Below are 24,942 nucleotides of genomic sequence, written 5' to 3'. Positions count from 1 at the left end.
ATGAAAAAAAATCAAAGAAATAGTATTTTTTTACTAATCATTGTTTTGGTAGCTTCTTGTTTTTTATACCTCACGATAGTTAATACTTCCAAACATGAGAAAAAAGAAGTAGGTGATACGTTGGAAGAGCAATTTTTTAAAGAAGTGATTTATCTGGAAAAGAGCACGAATAAAAACGAGCATGAGCTTGATCTGAGTTCGATGAATTCGATGATGCTAAATGAAATTATTTTTGATGTGAAGCAAACAGTTGCTCAAGATACTGGATTAAGTCATGCTGATTTGGATATTCTATTCCAGAAATTTCATCAGAAACTTAAAGAAAAAACACATTATGATTCAGAGCTAATAAAAGAGAAAAATAAAATGAAAGAATACAAAATTCATGTTTATGGAATTGATTTAAGCATTCTTTTGAGACAGTTAAAACAGGAAATACAAAAAACAAAAGAAGTGGAACTAAAAGAAAAAACAAGTTACCTGAATCAATTGTTTTCTAGCCAAATTGATACAATTTCAGTAAAAAAAGATCCTGTTACATTAAGCCTAAAGTTCAAAAAAAAGAATTCGAAGTGGCAAATTGATTCAAGTCCTTTTGATGTGCTAAATATATATTTAGGTTTTTACGCAGGTGAGAATAATTTGCTAGCTTTAAAAGGAATGATGAATGATTTAGATTTTAAATAATTATATCAGTATCAATTTGGATTCCTTGAGACTGAGATATGACTCGCAGAGTTATATTTCAGTCTCTTTTTTTATCGTACCTCAGAAAAATATTAATTTTACATCCTAATTTTGCAAAACTTTTGCACCACAAAGAAAAAGTTGATAACTATAAGGCATGTAAATATGGCAAAATGAAAATTAAGGAGTTTGAACAAAGAAGCTTACAATCAGACAAAGGGGTCAGTAAAATGTCAGGAATCAAAAGCAGCCTTACTGTGGCAGGAAGCGTGTCAGAACAGTTCAGTCAAGCGGCTAGTGGCTTTTCATCCGTGAATGAAGCATCAAGTAAAGCAGAACGTACCACGGTCAGTGGAAATAATCATGCCAAAAATAGTTTAGCGAGTATGCATCGTCGCGGGCAGCGTCTGTCAAATGCGATTGCTCGTGATGGAAATAACATTCATTCAGTCGCAAAAGAATTTAGCATAATTGATCAGAAAATCAAAAAAAGTTTCGATTTACCATTACTTTCTCCAAGCTTTGGAGGTGGGAAGCGTTCATGAATGAAGAAAAAGAACTGAAAATCAACCAACAGATAAGACAAATAAATATAGAGCAAGAAGATAAACGACGTGAAATTCGAGAATTGGAAGATTTGGAAGCGAATTATTTTTCGATTCATCAACAAGAACAACACTATTACCAAGAGTTAATCGGCAATAATCAAGGCTCACGTTATACGAATCACTTTATGGAGTTAGATGACGAAGCCAATCGTTTACACCAATATGAACGCCAACGCTTAGAAGATATAGCAGAGCGCTTAGTAAGTGAAGAGGTGCAGTTGAGAGATAAAGAAGAGGCACTGTACACTGAGAGAGTACAGCTATTTTCTGATAGAGAGGAAGCGGAGGAGAACCGTTATGGCTATTGATTTTTATGTAGGTGAAGTCAAAGCGCAAAGCGCCGCTGCCAAACAAATGGCCAACGAATATATTCAGTTTTGCGGTACACTGAAAGATAGCGTGAATGCCTTTATGAATGCGCCACTTTCCAGTAAAACATACGACTCAGCGAAACTTTATTTCTCAGCGGTCTACCCAGCGTTGGCAAGTGGGTTTATACTAGCATGTGAAGCCTTAGTAGAAGCCCATAGTAAATTTCCCGAAGAATTTCAATCATCAGTAGATACCTGTGATGTAATCGAAGAACAAATAAAAGCAGAAATCACTCAAGGAAAAGCTTTACTCCAAAATATGGCACAGACAATGGACAAAGAAAAGGAACCAAACCAACGCATGGAACAGCGCTATATGGGTGTACAAAGCTCGATTCAAAAGAATGAGGAAAAGCTGCAGAATCTGTATGATTTTAATGCCAGTTCACCAAATTTATTTTCAGAATTTGAAGCACAATTGGCTAGTTTAGATGCAGGATTAGCCGAAGTAGAAAAAGGTGCAGCGTGGAATCCAACTTCGGGGACCTTTGATTTGTCTAGGATAAGTTTGGCTTGGACGAAGCCGATTGGTAAGGCTTGGGATCAGCGCCAGAAGAAGATTGATGCAAAAGTAGAAGCTTATCGTTTAGAAAATCAAGATATTACGTATACTTTTGATGAACATGGGAATGTAACGGGTGTTTATGTCGATGGTACGTTTGATTCTAAAATGACATTAATGGTGCAAGAAGCTATCGCGACAAATAACTGGAATGGGCTTAAAGCATTAGGAGTTGGTTTAGCTGATAAAATTTATGAAAATTTTGGTTTAGCAGGACTAATGGGTGAGAGAACGTTAGACCCAAATGCGGTTGGAACGAAACCCTATGCAGGAGGTCAATTTATTGGTGATCTAGCTTCAATAGTTGGTGGTGGAGCGGAATTTTTAGGTGGTTTCTCATGGCTCGTTGGGGGAAATGGCTTTTCATTTGCGGGAGCACCATTTACAGGTGGAGCGACTTTAGCATTGAGCCCAGCAGCAACAGCAAGTGGAACAGCAGCGATGGCTCATGGATCAGGAACGATTGTGAATGCTTTTGGCAGTTTGCTAGATGGGTATCATTTTGAGGATAGATCATATACTAATAAAAATGGAGAGTGGGGGAAAGGAAAGTTTGATAATGCCATGGATAATGTTCAAGAACATTTTGAAAAACATGGTGAAGAAGTAGGAGCTTTTTGCTTGGAACAATATATGCGAAAAGCTCAAGAATTTGCTAGAACTGTAAAGAAAGGAGTAAAACCTTCACCGGTACCAGGTATAACAACTGATGTTCTAAGATATCGAAAGAATGGTAAGTACATCGATTTGGCGCCAGATGGCTCTATAATTTCTTTTGGAAAAAATAATTGATAGGAGAATGTATATGGCGTTACAGCATGAATTTGAAATATTTAAAAACAGTGATGAGGTAATTTTTACTAAAGAATCTAGAAAGAAAATGGTAACAATAGATGATTTTTTAATTTTGTACATTATAGATTCTTTAGGATGGATTCCCTCCTATTCTAAAAACTTTGTTCATAAATCTATGGGACTTGATTATTATGGCAGGACGTATTTAGATGCAGAAGGAATTGCTACTTTGAACGGTATTCTTAATGGCTGGATTCAATTATTTGAACAAGCACCTTCTACAACTGAGTTAACAATGGATTATGATATAAATAAAGGGAGATTTAATAAGGAAAAAGTAGAAAAGGAAAATATCTTGAATCAATTACAGAAACTATCAGTACTTTGCAAAAAAGCTATAGAGAATGAATATATTTTGGTTCATTTTGGTATTTAATCAATAAAGATAATAATTTTTTAGAAGAACGAATTCTCGTTCTTCTATTTTTGGTACTATTAGCTAGTCGATAAATTTTATGGCGTAGCATTGAGCACTAAAATAATCGCTGTTTTCCATAAAGTTGGCCTAGTAAATAATAAGAAGAAAGGGATTAAATGATAACTTTACTAACTTTAAATTTAGCAGACAACAAATATTTACAAATCAATAGCAAAAATGATGGAAAAAAACTCTATTTTCATGATGAAATAATCATAAAATATTTAGATAACAATAGAGAGATTATTTTATTTAAGGACTCTTTAAGTGAGGGACTTGAATCCTTAAAAAATATGTTATTACTTGCGTTGAATAATGAATTACCAGTTTCAGAAAAAAATTTTTTAACAGGTGTCGGATATGAATGGACTATCTATTATCATAATTTAGATGTTTTTTCGGAAGAAGACCCAACTGAACTGTATAGTTTGTGGTCAGTGTCACCAGAAATTGGCAGTGCTTCATGGATATATAATAGAAATTCAAAAATTTTCTTTGAAATTAGTCCACAATATTTATGGGATTTTATAGATAGTAATGTAAATGAAAAGCAAATCACATTTGAAGAATTTATGGCTTCTTATACATTTGATGCACAATTTAGTATAGACAGAAAGGTTTGTATGGAAATGGTGCAAACTCTAAAAGAAATGTTGAAGATGATTGAATTATAGAGTCTAAATGTGACGTTATGGAAATTTCGCTGTTCAGGGTAAAACAGTTGACGAATTATTTCTTGATCATGTAAAAACGTTTAAAGTTATATTGAAAGCAGTCCGGAATATCGTAGGGATTATAATGATCTTGAGGAAGCGAAATGTATTGAATCTTTTGATTCTTTCATCGGAAAATACAATCGTTTAGAAAATATTGAGATAAAAAAAGAGAGTGAAAAAGTTTTAAAAATGATGTTCTGATTTTAGGTTATATATATATTCTTATGTATTTGGTGCAGAAACCAATCGTTGGGACAAGAAGCTCAAGTAGCCGATAAAATTCATTAAAAATTTGCCTTGGCTGGACTAATGGGTGAGAGAATTTTAGACCTAGATGCAGTTGGAACGAAGCTCTATATGGTCGCACACCTTATTGGTGATCTTACTTCAATAGTTGGTGGTAGAGCGGAATTTTTAGGTAGTTTCTCATGGCTTGTTGGTGGAAATGACTTTTTATGAATTTAGCACCAGATGGATCAATAGTTTCATTTGGGCTCAACAAAAAATAAATAGGAAGTTAGAGGTATTCAAAATGTTATTAGTGCATAAATTTAAAATAATAGAGGCGAATAAGCATATAACATATAGAGAAGTGACTAGTGAAGTAGCTGTCTTAATTGATGATTCCTTAATTCAATACATCGCTGACACTATCAAATGGGTAAATAGTCATTGGATTGATTTCTCGAATTTTAGTACTGGAATTAATTATTATGGTATTACCTTTTTTGAAGGGTCAGAAATAAGTGAACTTGAATTGATTTTGGAGAATTGGAAGAACATGTTTGAAGTAGCCCCAGATGAATTCCTGTTAAAAACTGATTATGATCTCGAAGAGATGATTTTTATAAGAGAAAATTTTTCGAAGATGAAAGTTCTCAAACAGTTAGAAGACGTTTTACAACTGTGTGTTAACGCACGAGATACAAGTAAAATACTTGTTCATTTTGGTATATAAAATTTGGTGATAGGGGTGAACGAAGGCTAATAGCAAAAAATGAAAATATAGAATTGAATCAGGGACTTTTTTAAATTATAAAACGGATATGCCTACTCCACCCAAGATTCAAAAAGGAGCCATAACAAAATTGAGTATGAGGCGTCTAATAATGAGTTGAGAGTAATTGATTATAGCGATAGTTTGCTAACTCAAGAAGAGCGGTATCTGATTGGGGAAACGTTTATAAGAAATTGAACAATAAAATTTCATAAATTTAGTGAAGAAAATGATTTTTATATTAATGAAAATGTTGAAGAATACGATGAACAGTTAGGCTATTTTATCTCTAACTAACAGAATAGACATATGGAGGCGATGACTCATAGAGCAGAATGCTTTTAAATGAGTCCAAAATTTCAAATTTAGGTGCGGAATATGAAACATGTTATAATAAAAAATGTTGGTACGATCAATAGTAATTTAAAAATAAAGGAGTCAAAAATGAACCTAACTTTCAATTTAACACTAACAGATTATTTAGCAATTGAGAAATTTGCTTTTTTCAGTGGAGAAAATAAGTCCTATCAAGCAATTAAAAAAAATTTTACACTATTATATTATCTACTTGGGATTTCACTATTTGTTTTATTATCTTATTTAGCATCAACTGTTCTTTTTATCGTAATGATTCCAATGATTCTCTTATTTGTTATTGGCTACAAAAAATTTCTGCCTAATTGGATTTGGGTACGTATTGAACCACAGCTAAAAAAACATATTTTAACGTATCAATTAAAAGAAAATCCAGAAGGAATGAATGCTTGCGAATTTAACTGTTCGGAAGAAGGATTCTCTTTTCTTATCAATGAAGAAAATCAACTTTTCAGACGCAACAGTCTAGTGGCCGTGGAAAACACAGAGGACTATTTTTTCCTTCATGATGATCGAGGTCGCGCGATGTGTATACCACAAATAAATCTAACCAGATCTGAGCAAGATTACCTAGCAAATTGGTTAACTCAAGAGTCTAAAGCAAATGGATTAAGTTCCTATAAAGCAAGATGAGCGGTCACTTTCTCGTCAATTAGTTTGGTTGAAGGGAAGAGTTTGGTCAACAATAATAGAGAAAAGTTGTTATAAAATAAAAAGAACGCTCTAACATCTAGTTGTTAGAGCGTTCTGGATCAAATTTGACTAACTATCGTTTTAGTAGGAGGTAGTCTTTTTTTCGCTTGTATTTTTCTAGAGCACTTCTACTCTCAGCATTTATTCGTAATCAGGGTGTGAGTTTATTTAAAATAAACACAGACACATTCTGGTGCATAAACATCTTTTTGGATCATTTCTAAAAGACCAGTTGCTTCGTCACGACGATATAGGGTTAAGTTATCTGTATTTTGATTCGCTGCAACCACAAATTTTCCAGAAGGATCCAAATCAAAATCTCTAGGGATTTCACCTTCAGTAGAAATTAATTGGATACGTTCTATGTTACTACCGTCTTTAGCAGTCGCATAAACCGCAATTGAATCATGTCCACGATTTGATGCATAAACAAATCGTCCATCAGCTGAAATTCGAATTGCTGCACCACCATTGAATTCGTTAAATCCATCAGGTAAAGTCGATACTTTTTGAACTTGTTCAAATGAACCATCTGCTGCATTGTAAGCTAAAACGGTTACGGTACTGTCTAATTCACCAAACAAATAAGCATATTGATTATTTGGATGGAAGACTAAGTGACGAGGACCTGTTCCAGGTTCTGCTACATATTGAGCAACTTCAGATAATTTGCCTTCTGCACTAACGTCATACGTATAAACACGATCTGTTCCAAGGTCACAGACAACTAAACGACGATCAGGCGTTAAGTCTGTATAGTGTACATGGGCATTATCTTGGTTTTCGTGAGGGCCAGTTGGCTCATCATGTATGATTTTATCCGTATGTTCTAACTGTCCATCAGCTAAAATACGATAAACATGAACGATTCCTTGGTGGTAATTGGCACCGAAAACTAGTTGTTTTTCTTCATCAAGCGCTACATAACATGGAGGAGCGCCAGCTTCAGTGACTTTATTTAATAGATCGAAGTGTCCATCATGGTGTTTATAAGCCGCCATGCCACCTTCACCATCAACAGAAGTGACGTTAAACAAGTCCCCTTCTTGATTTAGAGCTAAGTAGGTTGGGCTAGTTTCTTCTACTAATAACGTTGCGTCTGAAAGTGTTTCTTTTTCTGTATCCAGCGCTATCTGATAAATCCCTTTACTTTCTCTACGTGTATAAGTTCCTAATAACATTTGTTCCAGCATGAAATTCCCTCCATTTTTTACTGAATATTGATTAAAATCAGCAATTGATTTGACTCTTTTAGTATACCATAAGAATTCCTTTATTTAGTAAATCTTTACAAATCCAATGTTCGCATTTTCACTTGATTTATGCTATTATATCTTAAGACTGTAACGACAGTCATTTTTAATTTTAGAGGGGTGACACGCATGTACGATAATACAAATAGCAACAATGGTGCAGTTCGCTGTTCATTTTGTGGTAAAACACAAGAAGAAGTGAAAAAAATCGTTGCCGGACCGGGTGTCTATATTTGTAATGAATGTATCGACTTATGTAAAGAGATTATTGATGAAGAATTTTACGACGAAGCCGTACGTGAATTAACGGATGTCCCAAAACCTCAAGAAATATTGGATGTCTTAAACGAATATGTAATTGGACAAGATCAGGCAAAGCGCTCACTAGCGGTGGCTGTCTATAATCACTATAAACGTGTAAATCAATCAGAAAATTCAAGCTCTGAAGATGTAGAATTACAAAAGAGCAATATTTGTTTAATTGGCCCAACAGGTTCTGGGAAAACCTTTTTAGCCCAAACTTTGGCTAGAACATTGAATGTACCATTTGCCATTGCAGATGCGACTAGTTTAACTGAAGCAGGCTATGTGGGAGAAGATGTAGAGAATATTCTCTTAAAATTATTACAATCTGCTGATTTTAATGTGGAACGCGCTGAAAAAGGCATTATCTATATCGATGAAATCGACAAAATCGCTCGTAAAAGTGAAAATGTATCGATCACAAGAGATGTATCTGGTGAAGGCGTTCAGCAAGCTTTACTTAAAATCTTGGAAGGAACAGTTGCCAGCGTGCCACCGCAAGGCGGACGCAAACATCCTCATCAAGAATTTATCCAAATCGATACAACCAATGTATTATTTATCGTTGGTGGCGCATTCGATGGTATTGAAAACATGGTTAAAAATCGCCTAGGCGAAAAAACAATCGGTTTTGGTACCAAAAATAGCAAATTGAATGAAGACGAAAGTGTGATGCAGCAAATCATTCCGGAAGATCTATTGAAATTCGGTTTGATTCCTGAATTTATCGGACGCTTACCGGTAACAGCAGCACTAGAAAAGCTAACGACGGATGATTTAGTGCGAATTTTGACTGAACCAAAAAATGCGTTAGTGAAACAATATCAAAAATTATTGTCTTTAGATGATACTGAATTAGAGTTTGAAGATGAGGCACTTCGAGCTATTGCGAATAAAGCGATCGAACGCAATACAGGTGCTCGTGGACTTCGTTCAATCATTGAAGAAATCATGATGGACGTGATGTTCGATGTTCCATCAGACGACACGATCGAAAAAGTGATCATCACAGAAATGGCTGTTGAAGGCACAGGTAAACCAGCGATTGTGTACAATAAAAAAGATAAAAAAGCTGGGTAATTTCAAAAGATTAAAAAGTAGAGATTCGTCTCTACTTTTTTACTGATTTTTATGGAATAACCTTATCTAGCTTCACGAGCTCATTCAGCTTTTAAAATTATCTAGCTGTACAAGCCAGCTCTACGCTTTGCTTCGATTTCAACAATTCCTAAGAGCTAAAGCTCTAAAGATTGAAGGTCTTCGGAAAAAAGATAAAATAGAAATAAGGTAAAAAGCACCTTTGTCCTATTTTCCAGTCAGAGCTAAACAGCTTGTTCCGCTTTTAAACGAAGGAGGTTACATTATGAATGTTCATAATGCAGAGATCATCATTAGTGCAGTTTCGCCTAAACAATATCCAGAAACAGAGCTACCTGAAATTGCGTTAGCAGGCCGATCAAATGTTGGTAAATCATCATTTATCAATACATTGATCAATCGCAAAAATCTGGCTAGAACATCTGGTAAACCTGGAAAGACTCAAACCTTGAACTTTTATCTAATCGAAGATGCCTTGCATTTCGTCGATGTTCCAGGCTATGGTTATGCCAAAGTTTCTAAGACGGAGCGGGCAAAATGGGGCGAAATGATCGAAACTTATATGACGACAAGAGAACAATTAAAAGCGGTTGTTTCCTTAGTTGATTTGCGGCATGCACCAACACAAGAAGATATCCAGATGTATGAGTTTTTAAAATATTACGACATTCCTGTGATTGTTGTAGCAACAAAAAAAGATAAAATTCCTCGTGGCAAATGGAACAAACACGAAAGTATCATTAAAAAAGCGTTGAACTTCGATAAATCTGATGATTTTATCCTATTCTCTTCCCAAACCAAAGAAGGAAAAGAAGAAGCGTGGCAAGCAATTGAAAAATATCTTTAATAAAAATAGCGTAGACAAAACTCTTTGCGGTTTAGTACTATCACTGTGAAGCCGAATAAACGGTGTGAAAAAGTCAGACTCTACGGCAATGGATTAAAAACCACACAATGCGCTTTATGCATTGTGTGGTTTTTAATCCAATTGCTCAAGCCTAAACGACTTTTGTCACAACCTTATTTTTTACTGTTTTTTTTCTTTTCTTCTTCAGCTTTAAGAGCTTGCTTTTCCAGTTCTTCTTTTGGCATTTCAACTTTTTTAGGATCAACTGCAAAAGAATCAAATAATTTATCTAAGTCATTCGTACGTTCAAATTTTAAGCCCATAGTTCGTTTGCTCCGTTTCGTTTTAAAGTAAGTAAAAGTCATAGGATAACTTCTTTTCTCTAGTTTAGCATCCTTTCAGAATTTTGAATAGTTTTCTTTTTCAACTATTAAGATTTTCTATAAAAATACTTCTCGTTTCCGTTCGTAAACTTGCATTCAATTACAAAACAAGGTATAGTTTTTTCGGATAGAGAAAAGAGGGAAGAAATGGCAAAAAATATTTTTATAGGGACGGTCCGTTTTTACCAACGCTTTATTTCACCTGGGCTGCCAGCTAGTTGTCGTTATCATCCAACATGTTCTCAATATATGATCGATGCGATTCAAACACATGGTAGCCTCAAAGGAATCACCATGGGAACAGCCAGATTTCTACGCTGTCATCCGCTAACCAAGGGGGGAATCGATTATGTGCCCTTGAAGTTTAGTTTAAAAAGAAATCCGGATCAAGAATATCATGGTCCTTATAACTACAGAAGAAATAAACCTAAAAAATAGATGAAGGTAGGCAAATAGCATGGCAATCTTAGCATTTGATTTTGGCGGATCAGCAGTAAAACACGGAGTTTGGAACGGTCAAGAGATGATGGATAAAGGAAGTTTCAAAACACCGAAAACATGGGAAGAAATGAAAGCGTCATTATTGGCGGTGTTCAATGAAGCAGATAAAGAAATAGAAGGTGTAGCGTTGAGTGCACCGGGCGTTGTTGACGTGCAAAAACAAATGATCAACGGAATTTCAGCGATTCCGTATATTCATGGATTCAATATTTTCCACGAATTAGAAGAGCTATTTAAACGACCAATATCAATCGAAAACGATGCCAATTGTGCAGGGCTGGCAGAAATTTATGCAGGTGCTGCTAAAGGCAAACAAGAAGTTGCATTTGTTGTGATTGGAACAGGTATCGGCGGTGCCATTTTCCACAAAGGGGAAATTGTGAAAGGTGCTCATCTTTATGGCGGAGAATTTGGTTTGATGTATCTAAGTGGTGGAGAGACCTTTAGTAAACTCGGGACTGCTGTTCAAATGGCTTGGCGTTATTGCGAACGTAAAGGGGTGGAGAAGGATACTTTCTCTGGGGAAGAGGTGTTTGCTTTTGCAGAATCAGGTGATGAAGTGGCGATAGAAGAGGTCAATAATTTTTATGAGTATTTAACACAAGGATTATTCAGTATTCAATTTTCATTAGATCCAGAGATGATCGTTTTAGGTGGCGGTGTTTCGGCTAAAAAAGGCTTATTACCTGAAATCAATCGTCGCATGAAAGAAAAACTGACACATTTTGAATTGAATGATTTTATTCCGCAAATCGTAACCTGTCAATATGAAAATGATGCGAATTTAATTGGAGCGGCCGCTAATTTTTTAACGATTAAAAAAATGCATAAGGGTCGATTGAAACAGCCAGATGTTTTGCACTGAAATTAAAAATCGAACATTGCACTAAAATGAAACGAAGAAACTTTGAAATAGATCAAATGCAGTAAAACCAAATAGGTTTTACTGTTTTTTTATTTTTAATAGAATGATAATTTGTGACTTTTTATTATTAATTTGTTACAATATGTTTATTAAGGAGAAGGAGGTAAAAGAATGAAAAAAATTTTTTGGGGGATTGTCGGGGTGGTTGTGTTATTTTCCCTTTCCGCTTGTACAGTACAAGAACAAACGACAATCTTTGTTCTAAAACAAGAGGACGAACACGTAAAAGTTCAAAATATTCATAAGAAAGATGCGTTATTGAAGCAAAAGATTACAACAACGATTCAGTACAAAACAATGGGCATAACAACTAAAACAAAAGCAGAGAAGCTATTAGAGCCAAGTAAAAAATTGTACACCAATAAAAAGGGGATCCACTATACCATTGATTTTAATGAAAAAGCAGCCGTAGAAACCGTTGAAGTGGACTTGAAAAAAGTATCAACGAAAGATGCCAAGGAAATCTCGCTTATCTCGTTGCCAAATGAATCATTTGCTAGTGCAAGTGAAGAGGCAAATGAAGCGCAACTTATAAAGCTAGGGTTTAAAAAAGAAAAATAGAAAAGGAGAAGAAGAATGAAAAAATCAGTAGTTGTCAAAGGATTGATTGTAGGAGCTTTGGGATTAGTTAGCGTATCTGGAGCCATTGCTTTCGCGGAAGAAAGCAGCATAGAGGCTATTCCAGAACAAAAATTAAAAGTTACAGAAGACATCGAGCCGATAGCACTTGCCGTGAACACAGAAAAGAAAGAGCTAAAAGAAGGACAAACACAACAATTAACGACTGTATTCACGCCAGAAAATAGTACAGCTAACCTTACTTGGACATCCAGTGATGAGGCGTTAGCAACTGTTTCTGAAACAGGTGTGGTTACGGCTCTAAAAGCTGGAGCTGTAACGATCACAGCCAGAACAGAAAGTGGATTAAGTGGAGACGTGGCACTAACCATCAAAGCAAAAGTAGAAGGGACATTTGGTACAGTGCCTTGGGAATGGGATGCAGAGAGCCAGACACTTACCTTTGGAGGGGGAAAACTTCCAGATACTGCTTCCAGGTCTAATATTAAATTTAAAATAGAAGGCCTTAGTATTTTAAATGGGGCTAAAATCAAATGTATAAAATTCACTGAACCAGTTGTAGCTAGTTCTTCAACATATTATATGTTTGCAGAGTTATCTTTTTTAGAAGCAATAGAAGGGGCAACTTTTATTGACACAAGTAACGTGACGGATATGAGATACATGTTTTATTCTACTTCAAATCTGACAGATATAGATGTGAGTAAATGGGATACTATTAATGTGTGGAGTATGAACGGCATGTTTTATAATGCTGCTAGTCTATCAAAATTAGATTTAGACCAATGGAATACAAGTAAAGTGACGAATATGAGTAGCATGTTTTATAATACTTCAAATCTGACGGATATAGATGTAAGTGAATGGGATACGATTAATGTGACAGACATGTCTTCAATGTTTTATAATGCGCAAAGCTTAACGAGCTTAAATACAACTAATTGGAATACAAGTAAAGTGACGACTATGGAGTCCATGTTTTATAATAGTTCAAAACTGATAGATATAGATGTAAGCGGCTGGGATACAAGAAATGTGACGACAATGAGTTCAATGTTTTCAGGTGCGTCAAGCTTAACGGGGTTGGATATGTCAGAATGGGTCACAGAAAAAGTGACGAACATGTCTTCAATGTTTTCAGGTGCGTCAAGCTTAACAGAATTGGATATGTCAGAATTGGTTACAGGAAAAGTGACGAGCATGTCTTCAATGTTTTATAATGCTTCAAGCTTGAAAACGTTGGACATATCTGGTTGGAATACAGAAAATGTAACGAGTATGTCTTTTATGTTTTATGGGACTTCAAAGTTAACGGACTTAGATATCAGTAAGTGGAATGTAAGTAATGTTCGGTATATGTATAATATGTTTCAGTCAAGTGGTATATCAGGCTTAAATGTGATCAATTGGGACACAAGTAATGTACTAAACATGGGATACATGTTTAGTCAAGCAGCGAATTTGACCAAATTAGATTTGAGTACTTGGAATACGATCAAAACGACAACTATGACGAACATGTTTGCATACACACCTAACCTTTATGAGTTGAACATAAGTAATTGGGATACGAGTAATGTCACAGCAATAGATAGTATTTTTTATAGAGCAGATTCGTTAGATGTATTGATTCTAGGTCCAAATTTTAAACCTACAACCTCAACTAATTTACCAAGGAAAAAAGTAGAGCCATATACTGGAAGATGGCTCTTAGATTCTACTGAAGCTGAGAATAGTTATGAAAACAGTTCAAGATTTATGGCAAATTACGATGGAACGAAACCTGGAAAATACATCCGCGAAATGAAAACAGGTTTTGAGGTAACTGGAATCGAGTTAACACCTTCAGTTTTAAACCTAACCATTTCTGAAGAAAGTCAATTACAAGCAAAAGTCCTTCCAGAAAATGCAACGAATAAAAAAGTTACGTATTCTATTGTTGATGCTTCTATTGCTTCTGTCTCACAGGAAGGGGTTGTAACAGGATTAAAATCAGGCATAACAGAAATTACCGCACGAACAGAAGAAGGTAGCTTTAAAGCAACAACTACTGTAAATGTTACAGCAGATAGTTCATTGATTTTAGATCCCTTTTACCTTGGGCTAGATGACTTTATTACGGGGGAAATCGACCCAGCATTAAGTCCTAAAAATGTCCAACTATGGGTCAATGATCAGTTGATTTCCACGACAGAGATCTTTAGTGACGGAATTTTTGAACTAGATACAGAAGAAACAATTACAAAGACAACAGATAAAGTAAAAATTGTTATTTTGGATAGCAAAAATGCAGAAATCGATCGCGGCATGGTCAAGGTGGAAGAAATTACCTATGAGTTGACCGTGAATGACTATGTTTTATCAGAAGACACAGTCGTTTCAGGCAAGACTGATTATTTCCATACACATGTCGCATTGGTCATCAACGGAAAAGAAATTGAGCGAAAATTATTAACCTCTAATCGTCAATTTGCATTCGAGGTAGAAGGGCGAATTGAACAAGAGAGTGATAAAGTTGAAGTTGTAGGCTATCGTTACAGTACAGAAATCACACGTCAAAACGTCACAGTTCAACCTGCTAAGGTAGAAATGACAGTAGATACCTACAAGCTAGACACGCCGTACGTAACAGGAAAAGTGACTGGTAAACCAGCAAGTAGTGTTCGTTTGTATGTCAATCGAAGACGTCAAGAAACAGTAAAAATTGCAGAAGATGGCACATTCAAACTGTTAGGAGTTGGTATTCTCTCTCTAACAAATAAAGTAGAAGTAGCAGTTCTGAATGAACAGGGAGTTGAAATACTACGGTCTCTGGTTAGTATTATTCAATAGGAAACCATCAACGCATGTAACGAAAAGACAGTAAATGATTTTAAATCAAAAAATTAGATTTGCATCGTTTCTTCAAACAGAACGAAAATAAAAGGGATCAACCTGAAAGTCACTTCTATCAGTGTTAGTATGACAGAAAATGACAGGCCAGTTGATCCTTTATTCAGTTTCTTTTCCAAAGTAAAGAAAACTAAATACTATTGAGAGATCCCATAGTAAAATAGGTAAAAGTAAGTTCAATAATTTGAATTATAGAAATTTTCTGAAAATTCATTGACATTTCATTGGTTTTTGATTATATTTGTATACATACTTCTTTAATAATTATATATGCAAAGAGAATTTGCTTGCTTCAAAGTAAGCTTTTTAGAAAAATAACTCAAGTGTACAAACGCAAGTCATGTTCACCTATTTTTCTGTTAGAAGTAAACAAGACATTCAATATACAACTCAAGGAGGAAACAAGATGAAAAAATTTAGTTTTTTATTTGCTAGTCTATTTCTATTAGCAGCATGTGGTCCAACTGCTGGCGGAGGCGCAAGTGGTGGTGGGAATAAGGTTGAAGGTGACACAATCAAAATCGGGATGAACATGGAGCTTTCTGGGGATGTTTCAGCATATGGGAATGCTGAAAAAGAAGGAATCAAATTAGCCGTTGAAGAAATCAATGAAGCGGGTGGTGTTCTTGGTAAAAAATTAGAATTGATCGAAAAAGACAACAAATCTGAAAATGGTGAAGCAACTTCTGTTGCTGCCAATCTAACTGCGAAAGATAAAGTTGTTGCAGTCGTTGGACCAGCAACATCTGGTGCGACGAAAGCGACGATTCCAAATATGACAAAAGCAGCCGTTCCAGCCATTACACCTTCTGGAACAGATGACAGTATCACAGTTGTAAATGACAAAGTGCAAGAATACATTTTTAGAGCGTGCTTCCAAGATACGTTCCAAGGTGTTATCCTAGCAAACTTTGCACAAGATAATTTAAAAGCTAAAAATGTTGTGATCATTGGAGATAATTCTAGTGATTATGCGATCGGATTGACTAAATCCTTTAAAGAAACCTATAAAGGCAATATTGTGAAAGAAGAAACCTTCACAGCAGGCGATAAAGATTTCCAAGCGATTTTAACAAAAATCAAAGACCTTGATTACGATGCGATCTATATTCCAGGTTACTACGCAGAAGCAGGATTGATCATCAAACAAGCACGTGAAATGGGCATCGACAAACCAATCCTTGGAGCTGATGGATTCGGTGATGAAAAATTAGTTGAAATTGCTGGTGCTAAAAATGTTTCTGAAGTCTATTACACAGGTCACTTCTCAGAAAAAGCACCTGCTACAGATAAGGTTAAACCATTTGTAGAAGCATTTAAGAAAGAGTACAACAAACAGCCATCTGCCTTCAATGCATTAGGTTATGATTCTGTTTACATGCTAAAACAAGCAATAGAAGATAAAGATTCTGCCGATTCAAAAGACATCACAGAAGGCCTAGCCTCATTAAAGGACTTTGTTGGTGTAACTGGAAAAATGACGATGGATAAAGATCATAATCCTGAAAAATCAGCAGTTGTATTAGGCTTGACAGAAGGCAAAGAAACATCAGCCGATGCTGTAAATCCTTAACATCGATCATGAACAAGATGAAGCTTTAAAGAGGGGGAGACAAGTCTTTACGTTTTGTCCAACCTCTTTTTTCTTTAAAAAAACAGAAATTATTCTAAAATATTGGAAGTGATAAACATGGAAGTAGTGATCCAACAACTCGTAAATGGGCTTTTTCTAGGTAGTATCTACGCATTATTAGCGTTAGGCTATACCATGGTTTATGGAATTATTAAATTGATCAACTTTGCCCATGGAGAAATTTATATGTTAGGCGGATTTATGGGGTATTTCTTTATCAACAAATTAAATTTAGGCTTTTTCCCAGCACTGATTTTATCAATGGCAGGTGCTGCGGTGATTGGTGTGGTAATCGAATTTTTAGCTTATCGTCCATTAAGAAAATCGACTAGAATTGCAGCGTTGATTACAGCAATCGGTGTTTCGTTCTTATTACAAAATGGTATGATCTACTTGTTTGGGTCAGAAAAAAAATCTTTCCCACAAGCGATTGAATTCAAAAACTATCAACTAGGCTTTATTCAAATTTCAAATATTCAAGTACTTATTTTAGTTATTTCACTCATATTGATGATCGCACTGCAATTGATTGTTAAAAAGACCAAAATGGGAAAAGCAATGCGCGCTGTTTCAGTGGATGCAGATGCTGCTCAATTGATGGGGATCAATGTCAATCGGACGATTTCGTTTACCTTTGCTTTAGGTTCAGCTTTGGCTGCGGCTGCAGGGATGTTGATAGGACTTTACTATAACTCGATCGATCCGATGATGGGTGTGGTTCCTGGGTTGAAATCATTTGTTGCGGCAGTTTTAGGCGGTATTGGTATTATTCCAGGGGCTGCGTTAGGTGGCTTTGTAATTGGACTATTAGAAACAATCACGATAGCACTCGGTTTTTCAGATTATAAAGATGCGGTTGTGTATGCATTATTGATTATTATTTTATTGATTCGTCCTGCCGGAATTCTCGGCAAAAACATTAAAGAGAAAGTGTAGGTGCAAGGCATGAAAAAGAATTTAAAATATAATTTCGTTTGGCTTTTAATTGCTGCATTAGCTTATGCTTTTATTTATGTTTTGTATGTCACAGGTGTTATCACGCCGTTTACTGAATATACATTGATTACGATCGGCATCAATATTATGTTGGCATTAGGCTTAAATTTGATTATTGGTTTTTCTGGTCAATTTTCTTTAGGTCATGCAGGATTTATGGCGATTGGGGCGTATAGTGCGGCGATTATGTCTGTTAAATACCCGACGATGGGTGGCTTTTTCAGCGGGATTCTATTAGGGATCGTGTTATCTGGGATCGTTGCTTTATTAGTGGGGATTCCTACTTTGAGATTAAAAGGAGATTACTTAGCGATTGCAACTCTAGGGATTTCTGAGATAATTCGAATTATCATCATTAACATGGGTGATTTAACCAATGGACCAGCTGGGATTTTTGGTATTCCTCCAATGGTCAATTGGTCAATGGTTTTTGGCTTTGTTGTGATCGTGACGCTGATCATTGTTAATTTTATTCATAGTGGGCCAGGTCGTGCGACAATGGCGATCAGAGAAGATGAAATTGCGGCTGAATCTATGGGTGTGAATACAACTAAATATAAAGTGGCGGCATTCATTATCGGCGCCATTACAGCAAGTGTTGCTGGAGCAATTTATGCAAGCTATGTTCAAACAATTGCACCAAAAGATTTTGGCTTTATGAAATCAATCGATATTTTGATCATCGTTGTGTTCGGTGGTATCGGTAGTGTTACAGGAACCTTTATCTCCGCTATTGTACTGGGAATTTTAAATATGTTCTTGCAAGATGCTGGTGCGCTTAGAATGATCATCTATGCCTTAGCGTTGATCATTATCATGATCTTCAAACCAGGCGGCTTGTTAGGAACTTGGGAATTCTCTGTAAAAAAACTATTCAAGAAGAAGGAGGACAAATCGAATGCCTCTATTGAACGTTAGTAATTTAACCAAAAACTTTGGCGGACTGGCTGCAGTTTCCAATGTTAATCTATCTCTAGAAACAAACGAATTGATCGGCTTAATTGGTCCTAATGGGGCTGGGAAAACGACGTTGTTTAACCTTTTGACAGGCGTTTATGAACCTAGTGAAGGAACGGTTACATTGAATGTTTTAGGCAAAGAGCAGGAATTAAATGGAATGAAGCCGTATAAAATCGCAGATATGGGATTAAGTAGAACCTTTCAAAATATCCGACTGTTCAAAGACCTGACTGTTATGGACAATGTATTGATCGCAATGAATAGTAAAAATAAAGAAGGAATTATTTCTAGTATTTTACGTTTGCCGACTTTTTATAAAAAAGAAGAAGCAATGGAACAAAAAGTCTTAGAACTTCTAGCTATTTTCGGTTTAGAAGAGAAGGTTCAGACGTTAGCGAAGAATCTTCCATACGGGGAACAAAGACGTTTAGAAATCGTGCGGGCACTAGCGACACAACCAAAAGTCTTGTTTTTAGATGAACCGGCTGCTGGGATGAATCCACAAGAGACAGCTGATTTAACGGAGCTGATTAGAAAAATTCAAAAAGAATTCCAAATCACGATCGTTTTGATCGAGCATGATATGAGTTTGGTCATGGAGGTTTGTCAAAGAATTTATGTTTTAGAGTACGGCAGAATCATCGCAGAAGGTAAACCAGAAGCAATCAAGAATGATCCACGTGTGATTGAAGCTTATCTTGGAGGTGAGCTATAATGTTAACTATCGAAAATTTATCGGTTCACTATGGAGTGATCCAAGCAGTCCGTGACGTCAGCTTTAACGTTGAAAAAGGCGAAATCGTTTCTCTGATAGGAGCTAATGGGGCTGGGAAAACAACTATTTTAAGGACGATTTCCGGTTTGAATCGTCCATCGAATGGAACTATCACATTTGAAGGTCAACCAATTCATAAAATGCTCCCTCAAAAAATCGTGGCTTCTGGCTTGTGCCAAGTACCAGAAGGACGACATGTTTTTTCAGGATTGACTGTTCAAGAAAACTTAGAAATGGGGGCATTTTTACGTAAAGATAGCGAATTGAAAAAAGACTATGATATGATTTTTGATCGATTTCCTATATTGAAGGAACGTAAAAACCAAGATGCTTCCACGTTGTCTGGTGGAGAGCAGCAGATGTTAGCAATGGGGCGAGCCCTGATGTCTAAACCAAAATTACTATTATTAGATGAGCCGTCAATGGGACTTGCGCCAATCTTTATTCAAGAAATTTTCAATATTATCCAAGAAATCAATAAACAAGGAACAACGGTTTTATTGATCGAACAAAATGCAAAAATGGCTTTATCAATTGCAGATCGTGGTTATGTATTAGAAACCGGTGAAGTTGTGTTGAGTGGTCCAGGCAAAGAATTGTTGGAAAGCGAAGAAGTGAAAAAAGCATATCTAGGAGGTTAATAGCATGAGCGTTAGTGATTTTATGACAAGAAATTTAATCGTGGCCCAACCAGAAATGAAAATTTTCGATGCGGTAGATTTGATGAAAAAAAATAATATTCATCGTCTGCCTGTAGTTAAGGGAGAACAAGTAATCGGATTGATCACAGAAGGCACGATACAGTCTGCAATGCCATCAAAAGCGACAAGTTTAAGTGTTTATGAAGTTAATTATTTACTGAATAAAACGACAGTAGCAGATATTATGGTTAAAAAAGTTCAAACTATTCAACCAGAAGCTTCATTAGAAGATGGTATTTTCAAAATGCGTCAAAATAATATCGGTGTATTGCCAGTTATTGATGCAAATGAAATATTAGTCGGAATTATTACAAATAATGATATTTTTGATGCGTTTTTAAAAATTACTGGCTATAATGATGGCGGTACTAGGATTCAACTTCGAATTCCAGAAGACCATAAGGGGATTTTAGCAGATATCGCAAAACTGCTAGCCGACAATGATTTTAGTATCTTGACGGTCGTCGTGAACCGCAAAGAGTTGGAGACCATTATTGAATTACAGATTGAAAGCCGAGAAACGCACCAAATTGAGAAAAAATTAAAAGAAGCTGGTTATGATGTTTTTGAAGCAACGTTTATTTCAAAAAAAGTATAAAAAGATGAAGTATGGCAACGATTATCTAGTCCTTTTTTACTGAAAAAGAATTTGACTATTAAAGGAGCGTATGATAGTTTTATATAGTGACGTAAGAAATTCGTCGTTTAACCATTGTTCGAAAATTGAAGTGTTTATGCTCTTTGATATGATTTCGATTTATCTTCAAAACAATAGGGGTTATTGTTGGTATAATTTTTACAGATATTCTGTAATTGATTATAAATATTTAAGATGGGAGGAATACAAATGAAAAAAGTTATCGGATTCATTATTGCTTTTGTGGCAACGCTTAGCTTTGCGACAACTGCTTCAGCTGATGGCGCTATCTCAGCTGCAGAACAGTCTGTTCTTAACGAATTGAATGCTGGTATGACTATCGGCGGTAAAAAATTCAATTTCGAAGCGGCTGAAACAAATGCAGCTTCTAATCACTTGAAGCGTGTTGATTTAACACAAGCGCAAGTAGATGAAGCAGTTAAAAACATTCAAGCAGCACGTAGCTTAGTTGCAGGTGTATCTGTTGATACTTCAAGCGCTAATTCTCTTGCAAGTGCAATCAAATTATTGCCGGCTAATGTAATTGCTCAAGTTCAAAATTACGTAGTTGCTGCTGGGAATGCTGTTGGCGTGAAAATCACTTTTGGTAGCGGAAGCTACTCTGCAGTGACAATCACAGATGTGAATGGCGCTCCTGTATATAGTACTGGTACTCCAGTAAAAAATACAGGATCTAATTACGCATTAAGCGGAATTACTTTTGGCTCATTGATCGTGGCTGCAGCAGGTGCAGTATTCGTGAGCAGAAAGAACAAATTAGCATAACATGAAACAATTAAAGAGATTAGGGGCATTCGTTTATGTGCCTCTTTTCTTTATGTGTTTTGGTTATCTCATTATTTACATAATTGGTGCACCTGTCATTAATTTCGCTTCTTCAGCGGTTGAATTGATTTCACTGAATGATGCTCCGGTTTTCGATCAGCAAGGCACAAACCTTTTTGAAAAACGAAACCAGAAAAAAGAGCAACCCTCAGCAGATCAAACGACCGATAAAGCAGCTGATCAGACAACTGATGAAACAAATCAGTCAGCTGAAACTGAAATGGAAGTCTCCAACGAAGGAGAGTTAGCCTCTTCAAGTATGGTTTATCCAGTAGGAGGAGACCAGTTTGGCGAAGTCGTGATCGACAAAGTTAAAATTAATGAACCATTGTATTACGGGGATAGCGAAGAAATTTTGCGCTTAGGCGCAGGGCAATATATCGGTAGCATGATTCCAGGGGATTTAGGGACGACCTTGATCGGAGGGCACAACTTGCCTTCTTTTGGAAAAATTTATTACTTAGAACCAGGAGACCAAGTGAGTATCCGCACTCACTATGGTGATTATACGTATCAAGTGACAGAAGTAAACATTGCTGATTATAAAGATCCAACGATCAACACCAAACTAGCTGACCGTTCAAAACGATCACTGATCCTTTATACTTGTTATCCGCTAGATGCGATTGGTTTAACACCAGAACGTGTTTTTGTTTCGGCAGATTATGTTTCTGGACCAATCATCGACGAGAAATCATAAAGGAGGAGAATCACTGAGATGAAAAAACGCGGTCATTTAATGAAAGTAACTTCTCGCTTTTTTATTGCTTTTTTATCCTCTGTTTTTCTATTTGCATTTCTGATTTTATTAACATTAAGATTAACTCTCTTCAGTGAAAACTATATTGCAAAGCAAGCTGCTAAAGCAGATTATTATACGGAATTAACTGAAGAAATCAATCGGCAAATCGAAAATAGCTCCTTAGGAAGTAATATTCCAAAAGGTGTTTTAGATCAAGCAATCAGTAAAGAGGTAGTGAAGATAGACGTAGATAAATATTTTCAAGCAATGTATAATACAGGAACAAAATATGAGATATCTGATGAGAGTAAAATCCATGATGCTGTTTCTAAAGCAATCACAGATTACATGAAAGAAAAACAAATTCAAGTAACACCTGAATCAGAACTTGCTGTAACTGGTCTTTCAGATAATGCTGTAAAAATCTATAAAGGGTATATCGAGTTACCTTTTTTAGTGTCTTATGGAAGAAAAGTCATGAACTATAAATCTAAGCTCGTGCTATTTATGGTGATCTGTGGAGTTTTATGGGCGTTGCTAAGTTTTTCTCTATACTCTTCGTTAAGAGGATATGTGCATCGTTTATTAAGGTATTGGGCATATATATGGGTAGGAAGCGGCTTGATGATGGCTGTAGTTCCTGGAATTATTTTACTGCAAGGTTCTTTAAAAAAATTAGGAATTCAATCAAAGGCGATGTATGACTTTATTCAAACCTATTTATCGAGTTTTTTGTGGTTGTTTATTGTGATAGGGTTGATTTCGATCGCAGCAGGAATTATTTTCGGCGTACTTAGCGAAGTCAAAAGAAAGCAGCTATTTAGCACTTAAATAAAGGATGGATCAAAAGCCGTTACTCGATGTTCTTGGCTTTTGCTCCAGCCGCTTTCTTTTTTTTACGTTACGTGATACCATATAATTCTTGGAGGGATGAAGATGTCAAAGAAAAATAAAGATATAGAAGTAAAAATAGAAGAAACAGAAAAAAAAGTGAATGGTGCGACGATCACAGTAAACACCTTAACGATCGGTAAAAAAGAAATCGGTCAAGTCCTAGCACAAGACACTAAAAAATTTGCTGTAATGATCGATGGACGAAATGAAGCGACTGTGAAAACGCTTGATGAAGCGATCGAATACATTATCCGTCAATGGAATTTAAACGACTAAAATAAATAACAACTTTTTTTCGAAAAAGGCTTGCATTTCGTTCAAAAGTTTTGTATTATAACTAAGTCAGGTTTTTTACTAAAACCTTTTGGAGGAATAGCGAAGTGGCTAAACGCGACGGACTGTAAATCCGTTCCTTAGGGTTCAGTGGTTCGAATCCACTTTCCTCCATTTTAACCTTTGGGGTATAGCCAAGCGGTAAGGCAACAGGTTTTGATCCTGTCATGCGTTGGTTCGAATCCAGCTACCCCAGTATTTGTTTAGAACAACTCAGATAGAGTTGTTCTTTTTTTGACGAAAAAAAGAGGATAACTTTTGTTCTCTTTTTTCGAAATATATGATAAAGTGAATAAAAAGCATGAGGAGTGAACCGAATGAACATTAAAGAGAAAATAACTGAAACAGCTGAAAAAGTCTATGACTTAGCTCGTGACGGTAAATATGATGTCAAAGTAAATCTTTTTTCTAAAAAGAAAAGTAAAAACCAAGCAAAAGGCATCCAGGTAGTATCGTCAAGAGATACTGCACATACAAAAAAATGGCGTGCTAAAAACCGTTAAATCACTAGTAAAGCAAAATAGTCTGTAACATCCTCTAAAAAGAAGGTGTTGCAGACTATTTTGCTTTAAATGAGTCTTATTTATCGATTTCAAGCCCGAGGACAGTCAAGTGACCATTTCCTACTAGTTTAATAACAAGCCTAGCTAAATGGTTAGGAGACATGTCCGTGTCACTTGTGATCCACCAATGCAGGGTTCCAATAAAGATCGATGTCATATACTCAATAATGAAATCGATAGGAACTTCAATATCATTCTCTGTAATTTTTAATTTTGAAAAAATATCTGCATACTTTTCATAAATGATATCTGCCAGTTTTTTTCTTAATAATTCATTAGAGCTACCATCCATGATCGTTAAAAAGAAATTCTTATTTTTTTGAATATTAACATAGATATGCGTCAGTAAAAATTCAATTTGTTTCACTTTGATACGATTACTAACAATGATTTGTTCAGTATCGATAACAGAAGTAAAGGCATCGACTGCAAAATCAAAAATCTGTTCGTAAAGGTCTTGTTTGTCTTTGAAATGGGCATAGAAAGTCGCACGATTAATCATCGCTTCATCCGCAATGTCTTGAATTGTTATCGAGTCATAGCCTTTTTCTTCTACTAAAAGAAAGAAAGCTTCAATAATCATTTTGTGTGTCCGTTTTACCCGAAGGTCTGTTTTCTTTGACATAAAAAATTCCTTTCGAAATAATCAACAATTTTTGGGAGTTTGTTGCTTATCTCACAAATTTGGGTGTTTTGCTTGTTGCAATTACTTTAGAATCTTTCTAAAATATACATAAGTATTATATCAGACACCTTGTAGGATAATCAACAAAGTGTTGTGAAATAAAAGGATCTAGAT

29 protein-coding genes and 2 tRNA genes are annotated in these 24,942 nt (G+C 35.7%); 28 read left to right on the top strand and 3 right to left on the bottom strand.

Features of this window, described 5'->3' with window-relative positions; genetic code table 11:
- The 9 genes from BCR24_RS01535 (at window position 1) to BCR24_RS01500 (ending at window position 6,222) form a co-directional block, all read left to right on the top strand.
- A complete protein-coding gene (locus BCR24_RS01535) occupies window positions 1-687 on the top strand; it encodes a hypothetical protein (RefSeq protein WP_069638788.1) in 687 nt (228 codons plus the stop codon).
- Window positions 688-917: 230 nt separating this feature from the next.
- Window positions 918-1,232, top strand: a complete 315-nt coding sequence (locus tag BCR24_RS01530) for a TIGR04197 family type VII secretion effector (protein ID WP_069638787.1) — start codon at window positions 918-920, stop codon at window positions 1,230-1,232.
- On the top strand, window positions 1,229-1,603 hold the full coding sequence (locus BCR24_RS01525; protein ID WP_069638786.1) for a DUF3958 family protein: 375 nt from the start codon (window positions 1,229-1,231) through the stop codon (window positions 1,601-1,603). The genes BCR24_RS01530 and BCR24_RS01525 overlap by 4 nt, the downstream gene beginning before the upstream one ends.
- Window positions 1,593-3,020: an LXG domain-containing protein gene (locus BCR24_RS17000; protein ID WP_239574213.1), complete on the top strand. Its 1,428-nt coding sequence runs from the start codon at window positions 1,593-1,595 to the stop codon at window positions 3,018-3,020. The genes BCR24_RS01525 and BCR24_RS17000 overlap by 11 nt, the downstream gene beginning before the upstream one ends.
- A 13-nt stretch (window positions 3,021-3,033) precedes the next feature.
- Window positions 3,034-3,459 carry a hypothetical protein gene (locus BCR24_RS01515; protein WP_083244272.1) on the top strand — a complete coding sequence of 142 codons (426 nt, stop codon included), beginning with the start codon at window positions 3,034-3,036 and terminating at the stop codon, window positions 3,457-3,459.
- A 158-nt stretch (window positions 3,460-3,617) separates the two neighbouring features.
- Window positions 3,618-4,175 (top strand): hypothetical protein, encoded by a 558-nt coding sequence (locus tag BCR24_RS01510; RefSeq protein WP_069638785.1) that lies wholly within the window; start codon window positions 3,618-3,620, stop codon window positions 4,173-4,175.
- Window positions 4,176-4,526: 351 nt separating this feature from the next.
- Window positions 4,527-4,676 (top strand): hypothetical protein, encoded by a 150-nt coding sequence (locus BCR24_RS16800; RefSeq protein ID WP_157804614.1) that lies wholly within the window; start codon window positions 4,527-4,529, stop codon window positions 4,674-4,676.
- A gap of 73 nt (window positions 4,677-4,749) precedes the next feature.
- Window positions 4,750-5,175 carry a hypothetical protein gene (locus BCR24_RS01505; RefSeq protein WP_141707023.1) on the top strand — a complete coding sequence of 142 codons (426 nt, stop codon included), beginning with the start codon at window positions 4,750-4,752 and terminating at the stop codon, window positions 5,173-5,175.
- Between the two features lie 417 nt (window positions 5,176-5,592).
- Entirely contained in the window at window positions 5,593-6,222 is a 630-nt protein-coding gene (locus tag BCR24_RS01500) for a hypothetical protein (protein WP_141707022.1), read from the top strand.
- Between the two features lie 224 nt (window positions 6,223-6,446).
- Here the strand turns inward: BCR24_RS01500 and BCR24_RS01495 are convergent, their stop codons facing one another.
- Window positions 6,447-7,475, bottom strand: a complete 1,029-nt coding sequence (locus BCR24_RS01495) for a lactonase family protein (RefSeq protein WP_069638782.1) — start codon at window positions 7,473-7,475, stop codon at window positions 6,447-6,449.
- 189 nt (window positions 7,476-7,664) lie between these two features.
- Here BCR24_RS01495 and clpX point away from each other — a divergent pair, with 189 nt between their 5' ends.
- Both clpX and yihA read left to right on the top strand, forming a co-directional pair.
- A complete protein-coding gene (gene clpX, locus BCR24_RS01490) occupies window positions 7,665-8,918 on the top strand; it encodes an ATP-dependent Clp protease ATP-binding subunit ClpX (RefSeq protein ID WP_069638781.1) in 1,254 nt (417 codons plus the stop codon).
- Window positions 8,919-9,201: 283 nt separating this feature from the next.
- Complete coding sequence (gene yihA, locus BCR24_RS01485) at window positions 9,202-9,783, top strand: ribosome biogenesis GTP-binding protein YihA/YsxC (RefSeq protein WP_069638780.1); 582 nt, start codon at window positions 9,202-9,204, stop codon at window positions 9,781-9,783.
- A gap of 173 nt (window positions 9,784-9,956) precedes the next feature.
- Here the strand turns inward: yihA and BCR24_RS16795 are convergent, their stop codons facing one another.
- Complete coding sequence (locus tag BCR24_RS16795) at window positions 9,957-10,106, bottom strand: SPJ_0845 family protein (RefSeq protein ID WP_167351658.1); 150 nt, start codon at window positions 10,104-10,106, stop codon at window positions 9,957-9,959.
- Window positions 10,107-10,313: 207 nt separating this feature from the next.
- Here BCR24_RS16795 and yidD point away from each other — a divergent pair, with 207 nt between their 5' ends.
- The 17 genes from yidD to BCR24_RS01400 all read left to right on the top strand — a co-directional run bounded on the left by yidD (window position 10,314) and on the right by BCR24_RS01400 (window position 24,083).
- Window positions 10,314-10,604 (top strand): membrane protein insertion efficiency factor YidD, encoded by a 291-nt coding sequence (yidD, locus tag BCR24_RS01480; protein WP_069638779.1) that lies wholly within the window; start codon window positions 10,314-10,316, stop codon window positions 10,602-10,604.
- Between the two features lie 19 nt (window positions 10,605-10,623).
- A complete protein-coding gene (locus BCR24_RS01475) occupies window positions 10,624-11,532 on the top strand; it encodes an ROK family protein (RefSeq protein ID WP_069638778.1) in 909 nt (302 codons plus the stop codon).
- A gap of 171 nt (window positions 11,533-11,703) precedes the next feature.
- Window positions 11,704-12,153, top strand: coding sequence for a DUF1307 domain-containing protein (locus BCR24_RS01470; protein WP_069638777.1), 450 nt, complete (start codon window positions 11,704-11,706; stop codon window positions 12,151-12,153).
- A 15-nt stretch (window positions 12,154-12,168) separates the two neighbouring features.
- Window positions 12,169-15,003 (top strand): BspA family leucine-rich repeat surface protein, encoded by a 2,835-nt coding sequence (locus BCR24_RS01465; protein ID WP_069638776.1) that lies wholly within the window; start codon window positions 12,169-12,171, stop codon window positions 15,001-15,003.
- Window positions 15,004-15,469: 466 nt separating this feature from the next.
- A complete protein-coding gene (locus tag BCR24_RS01460) occupies window positions 15,470-16,636 on the top strand; it encodes an ABC transporter substrate-binding protein (RefSeq protein ID WP_069638775.1) in 1,167 nt (388 codons plus the stop codon).
- A 117-nt stretch (window positions 16,637-16,753) separates the two neighbouring features.
- A complete protein-coding gene (locus BCR24_RS01455) occupies window positions 16,754-17,632 on the top strand; it encodes a branched-chain amino acid ABC transporter permease (RefSeq protein WP_069638774.1) in 879 nt (292 codons plus the stop codon).
- A gap of 9 nt (window positions 17,633-17,641) precedes the next feature.
- Window positions 17,642-18,610, top strand: coding sequence for a branched-chain amino acid ABC transporter permease (locus tag BCR24_RS01450; protein WP_069638834.1), 969 nt, complete (start codon window positions 17,642-17,644; stop codon window positions 18,608-18,610).
- On the top strand, window positions 18,591-19,367 hold the full coding sequence (locus BCR24_RS01445; RefSeq protein ID WP_069638773.1) for an ABC transporter ATP-binding protein: 777 nt from the start codon (window positions 18,591-18,593) through the stop codon (window positions 19,365-19,367). Before BCR24_RS01450 ends, BCR24_RS01445 begins: the two co-directional genes overlap by 20 nt.
- Window positions 19,367-20,068, top strand: coding sequence for an ABC transporter ATP-binding protein (locus tag BCR24_RS01440; RefSeq protein ID WP_069638772.1), 702 nt, complete (start codon window positions 19,367-19,369; stop codon window positions 20,066-20,068). The genes BCR24_RS01445 and BCR24_RS01440 overlap by 1 nt, the downstream gene beginning before the upstream one ends.
- Before the next feature lie 4 nt (window positions 20,069-20,072).
- Entirely contained in the window at window positions 20,073-20,726 is a 654-nt protein-coding gene (locus BCR24_RS01435; RefSeq protein WP_069638771.1) for a CBS domain-containing protein, read from the top strand.
- Between the two features lie 249 nt (window positions 20,727-20,975).
- Window positions 20,976-21,551, top strand: a complete 576-nt coding sequence (locus tag BCR24_RS01430; RefSeq protein WP_069638770.1) for a hypothetical protein — start codon at window positions 20,976-20,978, stop codon at window positions 21,549-21,551.
- 1 nt (window position 21,552) lies between these two features.
- Window positions 21,553-22,311, top strand: coding sequence for a class D sortase (locus BCR24_RS01425; RefSeq protein WP_069638769.1), 759 nt, complete (start codon window positions 21,553-21,555; stop codon window positions 22,309-22,311).
- A gap of 18 nt (window positions 22,312-22,329) precedes the next feature.
- Entirely contained in the window at window positions 22,330-23,184 is an 855-nt protein-coding gene (locus BCR24_RS01420) for a hypothetical protein (protein WP_069638768.1), read from the top strand.
- A 105-nt stretch (window positions 23,185-23,289) separates the two neighbouring features.
- Window positions 23,290-23,523: a DUF2969 domain-containing protein gene (locus BCR24_RS01415; protein WP_069638767.1), complete on the top strand. Its 234-nt coding sequence runs from the start codon at window positions 23,290-23,292 to the stop codon at window positions 23,521-23,523.
- Window positions 23,524-23,613: 90 nt separating this feature from the next.
- Window positions 23,614-23,694 (top strand) — tRNA-Tyr (locus BCR24_RS01410).
- A 10-nt stretch (window positions 23,695-23,704) separates the two neighbouring features.
- A tRNA-Gln gene (locus tag BCR24_RS01405) sits at window positions 23,705-23,776 on the top strand.
- A 121-nt stretch (window positions 23,777-23,897) separates the two neighbouring features.
- Complete coding sequence (locus BCR24_RS01400) at window positions 23,898-24,083, top strand: hypothetical protein (protein WP_069638766.1); 186 nt, start codon at window positions 23,898-23,900, stop codon at window positions 24,081-24,083.
- Window positions 24,084-24,159: 76 nt separating this feature from the next.
- Here BCR24_RS01400 and BCR24_RS01395 read toward each other — a convergent pair whose 3' ends face one another.
- Window positions 24,160-24,768 carry a TetR/AcrR family transcriptional regulator gene (locus BCR24_RS01395; RefSeq protein WP_069638765.1) on the bottom strand — a complete coding sequence of 203 codons (609 nt, stop codon included), beginning with the start codon at window positions 24,766-24,768 and terminating at the stop codon, window positions 24,160-24,162.
- Window positions 24,769-24,942: the final 174 nt, after the last annotated feature.

This window comes from Enterococcus ureilyticus, from assembly GCF_001730315.1.
In the GTDB taxonomy this organism is placed as follows: domain Bacteria; phylum Bacillota; class Bacilli; order Lactobacillales; family Enterococcaceae; genus Enterococcus_L; species Enterococcus_L ureilyticus.
The sequence above is the reverse complement of the archived record's forward strand: the minus strand, read 5'-3'. Positions and strand labels throughout refer to the sequence as shown.